This window comes from Streptomyces caelestis (assembly GCF_014205255.1).
GTDB classification, from domain to species: Bacteria; Actinomycetota; Actinomycetes; order Streptomycetales; family Streptomycetaceae; genus Streptomyces; species Streptomyces caelestis.
Genome location: NZ_JACHNE010000001.1, coordinates 610,487 through 623,911, shown reverse-complemented (window position 1 = coordinate 623,911; position 13,425 = coordinate 610,487). Strand labels below are relative to the sequence as shown.

The following is a 13,425-nucleotide window of genomic DNA, read 5'->3' as shown; positions in this document are numbered from 1 at the left end:
CGGCGTCACAGGTGGTAGGCGTACTCGGTGAACTCCCAGTCGGTGACGTGCCGGTGGAAGCGTTCGACCTCGTCGCGCTTGTAGGAGAGGAAGGACGTGGTGAAGTCCTTGCCGAGCAGGTCGGTCAGGGCGGTGTCCGCCTCCAGCGCGTCCAGCGCGGCGGACAGGGTCTGCGGCAGGACGGCCGAGCGGGCGGTGTCGTAGCCGTAGCCCTCCAGCGGCGCGGGCGGTTCCTCGCCGGCCAGGACGCCCAGCAGGGCGGCGGCCGTCGTCGCGGCGATCGCCAGGTAGGGGTTGGCGCTCGCGTCACCCAGCCGCAGTTCGAGCCGGGCGCCGGAGCCGCGCTCGGGCGGTATGCGCACCATGGCGCTGCGGTTGTCCAGCCCCCAGTCGATCAGCCAGGGCGCCAGGGTGTCCGGGCCGAAGCGTTTGTACGAGTTGATCGTGGGGTTGAGCAGCGCGGCGAGGGCGGGCGCGTGGGCGAGGACACCGGCGACGGCGTGCCGGGCGGTCGCGGACAGGCCGTACGGGCCCGACGGGTCGTCGAAGGTGTTGCGGCCGTCCTCGTCGTCGCAGGACAGATGCAGGTGGAAGCCGGAGCCGCCCGCGTCGTTGAAGGGCTTGGCCATGAAGGTGGCCAGCCGGCCCTCCTTGCGGGCCAGTTCCTTGATCGCGGCCTTGAAGCGGAAGGAGCGGTCGGCGGCCGACACGGCGTCGGAGTGCACCAGGTTGATCTCTATCTGTCCGCCGTCGAACTCGTGGTTGCCGCTGATGGCCCCGACCTTCAGGTCGCGTACGTGGCGCAGGGTGCGCAGCAGGTGGTTGTCCGGGTCGGCCCGCAGGCCGGCGGTGTAGACGACCCCGGGGTCGGGTGCGTAGCGGCGCCAGCCGCCCGACGGGTCCGGGTCGCACAGGAAGTACTCCAGCTCGGGCCCGACCACCGGCCGCAGCCCGTGCTCGGCGCACCGGGCGAGGACCGCACGCAGCAGGTCGCGGGGCGACTCGGGGGCCGGCGCCCCGGTCGCCGCGTCGACGACCTCCCCCAGACAGGCGGCCACCCCCGGTTCCCAGGGCAGCGGCACCAGCGTGCCGAGGTCCGGGCGGACACAGATGTCCGGCAGGCCCGCGTCCAGCCCGCCGCAGACCGGGACCACGTCGCCCTGCGGGCTGGTGTGGTAGACGGCCCGGCAGAACGCGAGGCCGTGCTCACAGGCCCGGGGCAGCTCCTCCAGCAGCACGTCACGCGCCCGGTCGGTGCCGATGAGGTCGGGATAGGTCACCCGGACCACGTCGATGCCGTCGGCGGCGAGCCGCTCCATGTGGCGGCGGACTTCTTCAAGGTCGTGAGCGCTCACCGTTGTCTCCTCGGGCGGACGTCGGGACACCTCCGGGACCAGGGGCCGGGGAGGCGGGTGGCGTGGGGAACGAGCGGCCGGGCGCGGCGGAGCCAGGACCGCCCGGCGCTTTGTTTGATGCCAAACGGTATGAGTGGGCGAGAGTTGCCGCAAGAGGGCGGGGGCAAGAATTTATCCATTCGGATAGCTATTGACCAGGCCCCCGCCCCTGCCTACCTTGTTTGAAGCCAAACGAGTTCGGGGTGCGGTCCACCGCACCCCGTTGGCCGGGGCCCGGCCCTTCCGGCCGGGCCCCTTTCACCCCGTTTCGACGCCCTCACATTCAGGAGGACCGGCCATGAAGGTCGTCGTCGACATGAACAAGTGCCAGGACCACGGCCAGTGCGTCTTCGCGGCCCCCGACGTCTTCCGGATGGACGACGACGGCCGCCTGGCCTACGTCCCCGACCCCGACGGCGCCCTGCGCGACGAGGTCGAGGAGGCCGCGGACGTCTGCCCGCTCCAGGCCATCCGGATCGAGGACTGACATGGGCGGGCACATCGTCGTGGCCGGCGCATCGCTGGGCGGCCTGCGGGCGGCCGAGCAGCTTCGCGCCGCGGGCTGGACCGGCGGCATCACGGTGATCGGCGACGAGCCGCACCGGCCGTACAACCGGCCCCCGCTGTCCAAGGAGGTCCTCGCGGGCAAGGCGTCCTTCGCGTCGCTCGCCTTCACGCCGAAGGCGTCAGCGGCCGACGTGGAGTGGCGGCTGGGCACGAGGGTCACCGCGGCCCGGCTCGCCGAGCGGGCCGTCGAGCTGCACGACGGCTCGGTGCTCTCCTACGACGGGCTGGTCGTCGCCACCGGCATGCGGCCCCGGCGCCTGCGCTGCCCCGGGCCGCTCGCCGGTCGCCACACGGTCCGGATGATCGACGACGCCCAGGTCCTGCGGGACGAGCTGACCCGGCCCGGGGTACGGGTCGTCGTGGTCGGCGCCGGGTTCATCGGCTGCGAGGTCGCCGCGACGGCGGTCGGGCTCGGTGCGGCCGAGGTGACCGTCGTCGATCCGCTGCCGTTGCCCATGGTCGGGCCGCTCGGAGAGATGCTCGCGCGTGTGCTGCTCGCGCGGCACGAGGAGCGCGGGGTTTCCTTCGTGCTGGGTTCGGGTGTGACCGGGTTCGAAGGGGATGACCGTGTCACCGGCGTCGTGCTGAGCGACGGGTCCGTGCTCCCCGCTGATGTGGTGGTGGAGTCCGTGGGCTCCCTCGCCAATACCGAGTGGCTGGACGGCAACGGGCTGGATCTGAGCGACGGGGTCCTCACCGATCAGCACCTGCGGGTCGGAGGCCGCCCGGAGGTCGTCGCGGTCGGCGATGTCGCACGCTTCCCGAACCCCCGCTACGACGGTGTGCCGCGGCGGGTCGAGCACTGGTCCATGCCCGCCGACTCGGCCAAGCACGCCGCGAAGGTGCTGGTCGGCGGTGACGCCGGCGTGGCGCCCTTCGCGCCGCTGCCGACCTTCTGGAGCGACCAGCACGACTTCCGGTTGCAGTCCTTCGGTGCGCCTGTCCTGGGGCTCGGTGACGTCCGGGTCCTCGACGGTGACCCCTCGGGGGACGTGCTGGTCGGTTACCACCGCGACGGACGGCTGGTCGGTGTCGTGGCGCTCGGCGGGCCTTCCGCTGCCCGTGCCGCGGCCCGGTACCGCGCCGACCTGCTGAAGCAGCCCGCACTCACCTCGTAAGGAGCCTCCTGTGACCGGTCTTCGTGGTTACTTCCATCCCAAGACGGCGACGGGTGCGTCGTCGCTGATTCCCTCTCCGCCCTGGCGGTACTCCGGTGACCTGCTCACCGTCGAGTACCGGACGGATCCCGCGCGGGTGCGTGAACTGCTGCCCGAGCCGCTGGAGTTGGCCGAAGAGGATCCCGGGGCTGTTGCTCTGATATGGGCCGACTGGCAGTCGTGCTCGGCGTCGGGGGAGGAGCTGCTGGATCCGGTGCGGGCGCAGTACAAGGAGGCGTTCGCGGTCGTCCGGTGCCGGTACCGGGGCCAGACGTACTCGCGTTGCGTCTACATCTGGGTGGACAAGGACTTCGCGATCGCGCGGGGACTGCACCAGGGGTATCCGAAGAAGCTGGGCTCCATCCATCAGACGCGACCGCATCCGTACGGGCCCGCTCCGCGGATCGAGGCGGGGGCGCGGTTCGGGGCGACGCTGGCGGCTGCGGATCGGCGTATCGCGCAGGTCGTGGTGACGCTGCGGGAGCCGTCCGAGAGCGGTGGCTTCGTCAATGCGCATCCCATGGCCCACCATCGCTGGCTGCCGTCGATCGAGAAGGGCAAGGGGCTGGCTCTCGATGAGCTGGTCGCATCCGGGGCGGCGTCCTTCGAAGGCGGTCAACCGTGGGTCGGTGAGACGGAGTTGGAGCTTTTCGAGGCGCCGACCGAGGAGCTGGCCCGGCTGGAGATCAGGGAGCCGATCGCCGCGTATTACCGCCAGGTCGGCGTTGTGTGGGATGGCGGGCAGTTGCTGGAGGCCGGTACGTCCGGAGCGTCTGCCGAGTGAGGGTTCGTGGGCGGCTGCGGGCTCGTCGTGACGGGTCGCGCCCACGCGGCGGAGCCGCACATCGACCCAGCCCCGCGCCCCTCGGGGCGAATCCCTGCCCCCTGATACACAAGGAGCTGTCTATATGCCTGACAACATCACCGTCGCCGGCGTCGCCGTCGACACCCGGCACTGGATCGGCGGCTTGCGCGTCGCCTCCGCCGATACCTTCACCGACCACTCTCCGATCGACGGCAGCGTGCTGGGCGAGATCGCCCGGGGCGGTCCCACTGAGGCCGAGGCCGCCGTCGCCGCCGCCCGGGACGCGTTCCCCGCCTGGGCCGCCACCTCGCGCACCGAGCGCGCCCGCATCCTGCACGCCATCGCCGACGGCGTCGAGAAGCGGATCGAGGAGCTGGCGATCGTCGAGACCACCGACAACGGTGCGCTGCTGCGGTCGCATCGGCGGGGCGTGATGCCCCGCGTCGCCCACAACTTCCGGTTCTTCGCGGACTGGTTGCTCAAGCTCGATCACGAGGACTTCGAGACGCGGGGGCACACCAACCACGTCAGCTGGGACCCGGCCGGGCCCTGCGTGCTGATCACGCCGTGGAACGCGCCCCTGATGCTGGCCACCTGGAAGGTCGCCCCCGCCCTCGCCGCCGGTGACACCGTCGTCCTCAAGCCCGCCGAGTGGTCCCCGCTGACCGCCTCGCTGCTGGCCGACATCGCGGCCGAGGCCGGGCTGCCGGCCGGTGTCCTCAACGTCGTCCAGGGATACGGCTTTGAGATCGGTGACGCCCTCACCTCCCACCCCGACGTGCGACGCATCAGCTTCACCGGCTCGGTGCCGACCGCCCGGCGGATCGCCCAGTCGGCCGCGGCCAACCTCACTCCTCTCAGTCTCGAACTCGGCGGCAAGTCCCCCCTGCTGGTCTTCGCCGACGCCGATCTCGACCTGGCCGTCGACCTCGCCGTGGAGCAGTACGACAACGCCGGGCAGGTGTGCCTCGCGGGCACCCGGCTGCTCGTCGAGGAGCCGGTCGCCGAGGAGTTCACCCGCCGGTTCGTGGCGAAGGCGTCCGCCCTCACCCAAGGCGACCCCCGCGACGAGGCCACCGACATCGGGCCCACCATCCATTCCCGCCAGCTGGAGAAGATCGACGGTTTCGTGCAGCGGGCCGTCGCGGCCGGGGCGCGGGCGGTCATCGGGGGGCACCGCAAGGGCGGGCAGTACTACGCGCCGACCCTGCTCACCGATGTCGCCCAGGACTCCGAGATCGTGCAGGAGGAGGTCTTCGGGCCGGTTCTGACCCTCCAGACCTTCGCCGGCGAGGACGAGGCCGTCCGGCTCGCCAACGACACCCGCTTCGGGCTGGCCGCCACCGTCGTCACCGGCGACCGGGAGCGCGCCGAGCGGGTCGGCGGGCAGCTGGTCGCGGGGACCGTCTGGGTCAACTGCTTCTTCGTCCGCGACCTCCAGGCCCCGTTCGGCGGTTCCCGGCAGTCCGGAGTCGGCCGCGAGGGCGGCACCTGGAGCTTCGACTTCTACTGCGACCTGAAGAACACCGTCACGGCCCCGAAGGGATGGGACCAGAACCATGGGTGAGATCGTCGGGGCCGGGCTGCTCGCCCACGTGCCCACCATCGTGTTGCCCGAGGAGGAGCGGCTGGAGCTGAACGAGGGCAAGGAGATCACCCTCGTCACCGGGCTCCGGGAGCTTCGCAGGGACGTCTTCGAGCGTGACGACTACGACACCGTGGTCGTGCTCGACTCCCACTGGGCGACCACCGTCGAGTTCGTCGTGACCGCGCAGGAGCGGCGCGCGGGGCTGTTCACCTCCGAGGAGCTGCCACGCGGCATGTGCCGGCTGCCGTACGACTTCCCGGGCGACCCCGAACTCGCCCACAACATGGCGAAGTTCGCGGACAAGCACGGCACCTGGATCACCCCGATCGACGACGCGTACCTGCCGGTCTACTACGCCACCATCAACCTCTGGAAGTACCTGGGCGAGGGCCTGCCCGACAAGCGGTGGGTCACCATCGGGGTCTGCCAGACCGGTGACATGGAGGACCATCTCAGGCTCGGACGGGCGCTCGCCGACGGCATCGCCGCGACCCCCGGACGCCGGGTCCTGCTCATCGCCTCCGGCGCCCTCTCGCACACCTTCTGGCCGCTGCGCGAACTGCGCGACCACGAGGCCAGCGACCCCGTTCACATCCGTACGCCCGAGGCCCGCGAGGCCGACCTGGAACGCATCGCCTGGTTCAAGGAGGGCCGTCACGACAAGGTCCTCGACACCATGGACGAGTTCTGGAAGGTCAAGCCCGAGGCGAAGTTCTTCCACTACCTGATGATGGCCGGTGCCCTCGGTGAGCAGGGCTGCGTCGCCCGGGCCCGGCAGTACGGCGAGTACGAGAACTCCGTCGGCACCGGCCAGGCCCACCTCTGGTTCGACCGCCCGGCCGACGGCTGGACCGCAGACCACACCCCCGCGCAGGAGTCCGCCCATGCCTGAGTACCGCCGTATCCTCCTCGACGGCGCCGCCGTCCAGGTCACCGTCGACGGTGACGAACTCGTCGCCGGGGACGGCCGCCGCGTCAGGACCGAGGACGCGCTGCATCTGCCGCCGGTCGTGCCGTCCAAGGTCATCGCCGTGCACCTCAACCACCGCAGCCGGGTGGGCGAGTTCCGGATCGGGCTTCCTGACACGCCGACCTACTTCCACAAGCCGGTCTCCGCCCTCAACGCCCACCGGGGCGCGATCGTCCGGCCCGAGGGCTGCACGTGGCTCAACTACGAGGGCGAGGTCGCCATCGTCATCGGGAGGACCGCCCGGAACATCTCGCCGGCCGAGGCGGGGGAGTACATCGCCGGCTACACCGTCGCCAACGACTACGGGCTGCACGACTTCCGCGACACCGACGCCGGCTCCATGCTCCGCGTCAAGGGCTCCGACACCCTCTGCCCGCTCGGCCCCGGGCTGGTCACCGACTGGGACTTCCACGGCAAGCGGCTGCGGACCTACGTCAACGGACAGGTGGTGCAGGACGGTTCGACCGACGAGATGACGTGGGACATGCACTACCTCGTCGCCGACATCGCCCGCACCATCACGCTGTACCCGGGAGACGTACTGCTGTCCGGCACACCCGCCAACTCGCGTCCCGTCCAGCCCGGGGACGTCGTGGAGGTGGAGGTCGAGGGGCTCGGGCGGCTCACCAACCACATCGTGACCGGGCCGACCGCCATCCGTACGGACGTGGGCGCACAGCCCACCGAGTCGGAGGAGGTGCTGTCGACCGCGCTCGGCGGCGACTGGGAGTTCCGTGGCATCCGGCCGCCGCGTCGCTGAGCGGGACGGCCCGGGTAGGGTCACGGGCATGACCGAGCCCGCCGGCCGCCGACCCCGCAAGCGCGTGAACTACGGCACGGGCCGCGAGGCCCTGCTGGAGGCCGCCGTGCGTGTCGTGGCCCGGGGCGGGCTGCGCAGGCTCACCTACCGGGCGGTCGCGGAGGAGGCCGGCGTCACCCACGGCCTGGTCGTGCACCACTTCGGCACGCGTGACGCCCTGATCGAAGAGGCCCTCACCCACGCCATCCGGGCCTCCCTGAGCAGCAGCGCCCTCGAACCGGGCACGGGCAGGGCCGCCGACTTCTCGGTGGGCCTGACGGACATGGTGGAGTCCGGTCCCGACCTGCAGGCGTTCCAGTACGAACTGCTGCTGGAGTCCCGGCGCCGCCCCGAGCTCCTGGCCCACCTGCGGTCGCTGTACGACGAGTACTTCGACGCGACGCGGCGCGAGCTCACCCAGATGCTGCCCGGTCCGGTCGACGAGGGCCTGTCCCGGATGGTCTTCGCCACGCTGGAGGGACTCGTCCTGCACCAGCTGGTCTTCGGCGAGCGCGAGGTCATCGAGGACGCCCTCGACGAACTGCGCTCGGTGCTGCGGCTGCTGGCCGAGAAGCGGGACGGCGAGGCCTGACTCCGTCGGGCCACGCGGCTCCGTAATGCTCCGGCCAGGCGGCCCCGTGACATTCCGGCCACCCAGCCCCGCAATTCACAGTCCCTCACCCCTTGCCAAACGGATAGTTCCGCCCCACGATGAGGCAACTCGTTTGGCCTGAAACGACCCTTCCTCCCTCTGGCAGGTGATCCGAGTGGACAGTCAGACGGTCTCCCGGCACACGGTGACACCGGACGCGCCCACCGCAGGCACGCTCAAGCCCAACGCCCTCGGGGTGCTGGGCATCCTCTTCTTCGTCCTGTCCGCCCAGGCCCCGCTGACCGGCATCGCCGGCGCGGCCCCCATCGCCGTGGCGCTCGGCAACGGTCCCGGCGTGCCCGCCGCCTATCTGGTGGCGGGCCTGGTGATCCTTCTGTTCTCGGTGGGTTTCGTCGCCATGGGCCGCCACGTCGTGGACGCGGGCGCCTTCTACACCTACATCGGCAAGGGCCTGGGCCGGACCACCGGCACCGGCAGCGCGGGCCTCGCGCTCTTCGCGTACTGCACCATTCAGGCCGCCATGTACGGGCTCTACGGATCCATCGTCGGCGGACTGGTCGCGAGCCACACGGGCCTCGACCTGCCGTGGTGGGTCTGGACGCTGGCCACCATGGCCGTCGTGCAGGCGCTCGGGGCCGCCGGCGTCGAGATGGGCGCCAAGGTGCTGGCCGTGCTGGTCCTGGCGGAGTTCAGCATCCTGTCGGTCTTCGCCCTGGTCACGCTCGTCAAGGGCGGCGGACCGGAGGGGCTCGGCCTCGCCGACAGCTTCTCCCCGGCCGCCGCCCTGGAGGGCGCACCGGGCGTGGCCGTGATGTTCGCCGTGGCGTCCATGTTCGGCTTCGAGGCCACCGCCATCTACGGCGAGGAGGCCCGCGAGCCGAGGAAGACCGTGCCCAGGGCCACGTATCTCGCGGTCGTCGTGGTCACCGGCTTCTTCGCCCTGACGTCCTGGATGCTCATCTCCTCCTACGGCGCCTCCGAGGCCACCGCGGCCGCGGGCAAGGCACTGGAGGGCGGTGACGGGGCCGGGTTCGTCTTCGCGCCCATCGCGGCGCAGTTCGGCGGCTGGGCCGGCGATGTGCTGCCGGTCCTGCTCGCCACCTCCCTCTTCGCCGGCATCCTCACCTTCCACAACTCGGCCAACCGCTACCTGTTCTCCCTCGGCCGCGACCGGCTGCTGCCGTACCGTTTGTGCGGGCTCAACCGCCGGCACGCGCCCTGGGCGGCCGGATGCGTCCAGACGGTCCTGGCCGTGCTGCTGGTGATGCCCTTCGCGCTGGCGGGCAAGGATCCGGTGTTGACCCTGTTCTCCTGGTTCAGCGGGGTCGCCGTCCTGGCGATGATGCTGCTGTACCTGCTGACCTCGGTGTCCGTCGTCGTCTTCTTCCGCTGTGAGCGCCTCGACGCCCGCCCCTGGAACACGCTGATCGCTCCCGGCCTGGGCGCGCTCGGCATCGCGGGGGCGATCTGGCTCATCCTGGCCAACTTCACCACGCTCATCGGCGGCGAGCGTGGCACCGCCGTGTGGCTCACGCTGTCGGTACCGGTGGTCATGGCGCTGGGCATCGTCGCCGCACGGGTGCGAGGGAGGGCCGTCGCAGCCGCCGACGGGTGACCGCGCGTGCCGCCGTCCGCGGACAGTTGTATCCATATCGTTTGAGGCCAAAAAATCGAGATCGAAAGTTGAGACCGAAGGAGGTCCTCCATGCCGGCCGTCACCCACGACGAGTGGCTGCGCCGCGCCAAGGCGTTCCAGCTCTCCGGTGCCCACCACATCGCCGGCGCCGACGAGGCCGGGAGCGGGGCGACGTTCCCGGTCGTGTCGCCGCGTGACGGCCGGGTCCTCGCCGAGGCCCCGGACGCGGGCATCGCCGAGGTGGACGCGGCCGTCGCCGCCGCCCGGCGGGCCTTCGACACCGGCCCGTGGCCGCGCCTGGCACCGGCCGAGCGCGGTCGGGCCCTGCTCCGCCTCGCCGACCTGCTCGAAGAGCGGCGCGAGGAAGCGGCGTTGGCCGTGAGCCTGGAGATGGGCAAACCGATCACGGACGCCTACGGCATCGAACTGCGCGCCGTCATCAGCACCTTCCGCTGGTACGGGCAGCTCGCGGACAAGCTCACCGACTCCGCCCCGCACACCGCCCCGGACGCGCTCGCCCTGGTCACCCGGGAACCCGCCGGAGTGGTCGGGGCGGTCGTCCCGTGGAACTTCCCGCTGACCCTGGCCGGCTGGAAGATCGCCCCGGCACTGGCCGCGGGCTGCACGGTCGTCCTGAAGCCCTCGGAGAACTCCCCGCTGTCCGCCCTGCTCCTGGGACGCCTCGCCACCGAGGCCGGAATCCCGCCCGGCGTGCTCAACGTCGTCACCGGCGACGGCCCCACCGCGGGCCGGGCCCTCGGCCTCCATCCGGACGTCGACGTCCTGGCGTTCACCGGCTCCACCGCGGTCGGCCGCCACTTCCTGCGCTACGCCGCCGACTCCAACCTCAAGCGCGTCTGGCTGGAACTCGGCGGCAAGTCGCCCAACATCGTCCTGCCCGACGCCCCCGACCTCGACCAGGCCGCCGCCACGGCCGCCTGGGGCATCTTCTTCAACCAGGGCGAGATGTGCACGGCGCCTTCGCGGCTGCTCGTGCACTCCTCGATCGCCGAGCGGGTCACCGAGGCCGTGGTCCGGCGGGCCCGCGAGCTGAGGGTGGGCGACCCTCTCGACCCGGAGACGGAGATGGGCGCGCTGGCCGGCCGGGCACACCTGGACCGCGTACGCGACCACGTCCGTCATGGCGTCGACGAGGGTGCCCGGCTGCGCACCGGGGGCGAGCGCCTGCTCGCCGAGACCGGCGGGACGTATCTGGAGCCGACCGTCTTCGACCGCGTGGACCCCGGCTCGCGACTGGCCCGGGAGGAGATCTTCGGGCCGGTCCTGTCCGTGCTCGCCTTCGACGACCTCGACGAGGCGGTCCGCCTCGCCAACGCCACCGAGTACGGCCTCGCCGCCGGCCTGTGGACCTCCGATCTGTCCACCGCGCACCGGGTCTCCCGCGCGCTCAAGGCAGGGACCGTCTGGGTCAACTGCTACGAGGAGGGCGACCTGACCGTGCCCTTCGGCGGGATGAAGCAGTCGGGCAACGGGCGTGACAAGTCCGCCCACGCGCTGGAGAAGTACACCGAGCTCAAGACCACCTGGATCCAGCTGTGAGGCCGCTGATCGCCGTTCCCGCCCGGTTCTCGGCGCGCACCTCCGCACTCCGGTACGCCGCCGAGGTCAACGCCCGCGCCCTGATCGAGGCGGTCTGGCGGGCCGGCGGCGAACCGGTGAGCCTCCACCCGGCGGACACCGGCACCGCCGCCCGGCTCGCCCGCTTCGACGGCGTCCTGCTCCCCGGCGGCGGCGACCTCGCCCCCTCCCGATACGGCGCCACCGACACCCACGACACCGTCTACGACGTCGACGCCCTCCAGGACACCTTCGACCTCGACGTCGCCCGCCACGCCCTGGAGTCCGGCCTGCCCCTGCTCGCGGTCTGCCGCGGACTCCAGGCCGTCAACGTAGCCCTCGGCGGCACCCTGGAGCAGGACATGGGCGGCCCGCAGCGCGAGCACCGGCACCTCGTGCACCCCCTCACCCTGGAACCCGGCTCGGTCGTCGCCCGGGCCGCCGGCGTCGAGAAGACCGACGCGTCCTGCTATCACCACCAGCGCGTCGACCGCCTGGGCACGGGCCTGCGTGTCACGGCCCGGGCGGCGGACGGCACCGTCGAGGCCCTCGAACTCCAGGACGCCAGGGGCTGGTTCACCGCCGTCCAGTGGCACCCGGAGGACACCGCCCACGAGGACCCCGCCCAGCAGGGCCTGTTCGACGCACTCGTCCGGGCCGCGGCCCGGTGAGGCCGCGGCGGGAGTCAGGCCCGGGGGCGCCGTCCACTGCGCCGCGGCGCGGGCTCGGCACCGCCGAGCAGGGACTGCCGCCGCTCCTCGCCGTGCTCCTCGACCTGGAGCACCACACTGCGCAGTCCTTCGGCGAGGCTGCGGCACTCCGCGTCGCTGAGCCGGGCCGTCACGAACGCCTCCTCCTCGTTGAACGCCGGGAAGACCCGCTGCATGAACGCGTCTCCCTCCTCGGTGAGGCTCAGCAGCACCAGCCGCCCGTCGCTCGGATGATCGGCCCGCCGCAACAGCCCCCGCGACTCCAGCGTGCGCGCCACACCCGTCAGCGTGCCCTTGGAGATCCCCGCCTCCTCCGCCACGTGCCGGGTCTCGGACTCGCCCCACACCCAGACCACCCACAGCACCACGAAGGCCGTCCAGGTCAGGTCCGAACCGCGCAACACCGAGTTCTCCAGATGCTGGCGCACGGCGGACGCCGCCCGGTAGATGTTCGCCACCGCCGCCATCTGCTCCCGGCGGATCGGAACACCGCCGAGCTTCGCCGCTGCGAGCTTCTCGGCTTCGGTGATGGATCGGTGGCCCGGCACGGGCGGCTCCTTCGTCTGGTCGCGACGCGTCACGCCCGGGCGGCGCATCCTCACCGTCCGGTCGTTCGGACTCAAATTGTACGGAGACGAAAGGGAAACCCGACATGCCCACCCCTCCCCGCATGCTCCTCGTCCTCAGTGAGAACTGGACGCTGACCGGCGGCCGGGCCGACCTGCCCGCCGCCGTCCGCTGGGCCCGCGAGGCCGAGGACGCCGGCTTCGACGCGGTCATGGTCAGCGAGCACATCGTCCTCGGCCCCGACGCGGCGGCCGCCGGCATCATGGGCAACCCCCGCGACTACGCCCTCCCGGGCAACCAGGACCCGTACACTCCCTGGCCCAACTCCCTGCTGCTGCTCGCCGCCATCGCCCCGGTCACGTCCCGGCTGCGCCTGGCCGCCGCGGCCGTCCTCGCCCCGCTGCGCCACCCCCTGCTGCTCGCCCGCGAGCTCGGCACCCTGGACCTCCTCAGCGAGGGACGCCTCGTCGTGCAGCCCACGGTCAGCTGGAGCAAGGACGAGTACGACGCCCTCGGCGTGCCGTTCGCCCGGCGCGGGCGGCTCCTCGACGAGCACCTGGAGATCTGGGCGAAGGCCTGGGGCCCGTCGCCGCTGTCCCACGACGGGCCGGACTACCCCTTCCAGGACGTCTACTTCGAACCCAAGGCGCACCGCCCGGACGGCCCCCGGCTCTGGTTCGGCGGACAGCGGCTGCACGGCCCCGTCCTGCGCCGCCTCGTGCGGTACGGCCACGGCTTCCACCCGCTCGGCCGGCCCACACCGGAGGACCTCCAGACGCTCAAGGAGGCGATGGCTGAGGCAGGGCGGGACAGCGCGGAACTGGAGATGATCGGCGGCACCCAGGCCGTCTTCCCCGACGACCGCTCGCCGGCCGACCTCGGCGCGGCGCTCGCCGTCATCCCCGAGCAGCTGGAGCAGGGCTTCACCACCTTCTGCGTCAAGCCGAACCAGTTCATCGACGACCCCGACGGGATGGGGAAGTTCTGCCGGGACGTCATGCGGCGCGTCGAGGGCCTGACGTCCTGACCGTCATGGCCCGG

The 13,425-nt window shown here is 71.9% G+C and carries 13 protein-coding genes; 11 read left to right on the top strand and 2 right to left on the bottom strand.

From position 1 onward, the window contains the following. Nucleotides 1-5 precede the first annotated feature (5 nt). Nucleotides 6-1,355, bottom strand: a complete 1,350-nt coding sequence (locus HDA41_RS02770; protein ID WP_184980307.1) for a glutamine synthetase family protein — start codon at nucleotides 1,353-1,355, stop codon at nucleotides 6-8. Nucleotides 1,356-1,692: 337 nt separating this feature from the next. On the opposite strand from HDA41_RS02770, the gene HDA41_RS02765 reads away from it, so the two are divergent. The 10 genes from HDA41_RS02765 (at nucleotide 1,693) to HDA41_RS02720 (ending at nucleotide 11,778) form a co-directional block, all read left to right on the top strand. After that, nucleotides 1,693-1,881, top strand: coding sequence for a ferredoxin (locus HDA41_RS02765; RefSeq protein ID WP_184980305.1), 189 nt, complete (start codon nucleotides 1,693-1,695; stop codon nucleotides 1,879-1,881). A gap of 1 nt (nucleotide 1,882) precedes the next feature. After that, entirely contained in the window at nucleotides 1,883-3,079 is a 1,197-nt protein-coding gene (locus HDA41_RS02760) for an NAD(P)/FAD-dependent oxidoreductase (protein WP_184980303.1), read from the top strand. 10 nt (nucleotides 3,080-3,089) lie between these two features. After that, complete coding sequence (locus HDA41_RS02755) at nucleotides 3,090-3,902, top strand: acetoacetate decarboxylase family protein (RefSeq protein ID WP_184980301.1); 813 nt, start codon at nucleotides 3,090-3,092, stop codon at nucleotides 3,900-3,902. 124 nt (nucleotides 3,903-4,026) lie between these two features. Further along, a complete protein-coding gene (locus tag HDA41_RS02750; protein WP_184980299.1) occupies nucleotides 4,027-5,490 on the top strand; it encodes an aldehyde dehydrogenase in 1,464 nt (487 codons plus the stop codon). Further along, on the top strand, nucleotides 5,483-6,403 hold the full coding sequence (locus HDA41_RS02745) for a 3,4-dihydroxyphenylacetate 2,3-dioxygenase (protein ID WP_184980297.1): 921 nt from the start codon (nucleotides 5,483-5,485) through the stop codon (nucleotides 6,401-6,403). The genes HDA41_RS02750 and HDA41_RS02745 overlap by 8 nt, the downstream gene beginning before the upstream one ends. Then, the gene (locus HDA41_RS02740; RefSeq protein ID WP_184980295.1) at nucleotides 6,396-7,241 is read left to right on the top strand and encodes a fumarylacetoacetate hydrolase family protein; all 846 of its coding nucleotides are present in this window, start codon (nucleotides 6,396-6,398) and stop codon (nucleotides 7,239-7,241) included. Before HDA41_RS02745 ends, HDA41_RS02740 begins: the two co-directional genes overlap by 8 nt. Nucleotides 7,242-7,269: 28 nt before the next feature. Then, entirely contained in the window at nucleotides 7,270-7,872 is a 603-nt protein-coding gene (locus HDA41_RS02735) for a TetR/AcrR family transcriptional regulator (protein ID WP_184980293.1), read from the top strand. 175 nt (nucleotides 7,873-8,047) lie between these two features. Further along, nucleotides 8,048-9,508 carry an APC family permease gene (locus HDA41_RS02730; protein ID WP_184980291.1) on the top strand — a complete coding sequence of 487 codons (1,461 nt, stop codon included), beginning with the start codon at nucleotides 8,048-8,050 and terminating at the stop codon, nucleotides 9,506-9,508. Nucleotides 9,509-9,598: 90 nt separating this feature from the next. Continuing rightward, on the top strand, nucleotides 9,599-11,089 hold the full coding sequence (locus HDA41_RS02725; RefSeq protein WP_184980289.1) for an aldehyde dehydrogenase: 1,491 nt from the start codon (nucleotides 9,599-9,601) through the stop codon (nucleotides 11,087-11,089). Then, nucleotides 11,086-11,778 (top strand): gamma-glutamyl-gamma-aminobutyrate hydrolase family protein, encoded by a 693-nt coding sequence (locus tag HDA41_RS02720; protein WP_230299684.1) that lies wholly within the window; start codon nucleotides 11,086-11,088, stop codon nucleotides 11,776-11,778. The genes HDA41_RS02725 and HDA41_RS02720 overlap by 4 nt, the downstream gene beginning before the upstream one ends. Nucleotides 11,779-11,792: 14 nt before the next feature. Here the strand turns inward: HDA41_RS02720 and HDA41_RS02715 are convergent, their stop codons facing one another. Then, entirely contained in the window at nucleotides 11,793-12,365 is a 573-nt protein-coding gene (locus tag HDA41_RS02715; protein WP_184980287.1) for a MarR family winged helix-turn-helix transcriptional regulator, read from the bottom strand. A 104-nt stretch (nucleotides 12,366-12,469) separates the two neighbouring features. Here HDA41_RS02715 and HDA41_RS02710 point away from each other — a divergent pair, with 104 nt between their 5' ends. Beyond that, a complete protein-coding gene (locus HDA41_RS02710; protein ID WP_184980285.1) occupies nucleotides 12,470-13,411 on the top strand; it encodes an LLM class flavin-dependent oxidoreductase in 942 nt (313 codons plus the stop codon). The last annotated feature ends 14 nt before the right edge of the window (nucleotides 13,412-13,425 follow it).

What these genes read in the sequence shown, in the direction of transcription:
- HDA41_RS02745 (WP_184980297.1), top strand. Translation starts at nt 5,483, where the DNA reads ATGGGTGAGATCGTCGGGGCCGGGCTGCTCGCCCACGTGCCCACCATC.
- HDA41_RS02750 (WP_184980299.1), top strand. Translation starts at nt 4,027, where the DNA reads ATGCCTGACAACATCACCGTCGCCGGCGTCGCCGTCGACACCCGGCAC.
- HDA41_RS02725 (WP_184980289.1), top strand. Translation starts at nt 9,599, where the DNA reads ATGCCGGCCGTCACCCACGACGAGTGGCTGCGCCGCGCCAAGGCGTTC.
- HDA41_RS02740 (WP_184980295.1), top strand. Translation starts at nt 6,396, where the DNA reads ATGCCTGAGTACCGCCGTATCCTCCTCGACGGCGCCGCCGTCCAGGTC.
- HDA41_RS02710 (WP_184980285.1), top strand. Translation starts at nt 12,470, where the DNA reads ATGCCCACCCCTCCCCGCATGCTCCTCGTCCTCAGTGAGAACTGGACG.
- HDA41_RS02760 (WP_184980303.1), top strand. Translation starts at nt 1,883, where the DNA reads ATGGGCGGGCACATCGTCGTGGCCGGCGCATCGCTGGGCGGCCTGCGG.
- HDA41_RS02765 (WP_184980305.1), top strand. Translation starts at nt 1,693, where the DNA reads ATGAAGGTCGTCGTCGACATGAACAAGTGCCAGGACCACGGCCAGTGC.
- HDA41_RS02735 (WP_184980293.1), top strand. Translation starts at nt 7,270, where the DNA reads ATGACCGAGCCCGCCGGCCGCCGACCCCGCAAGCGCGTGAACTACGGC.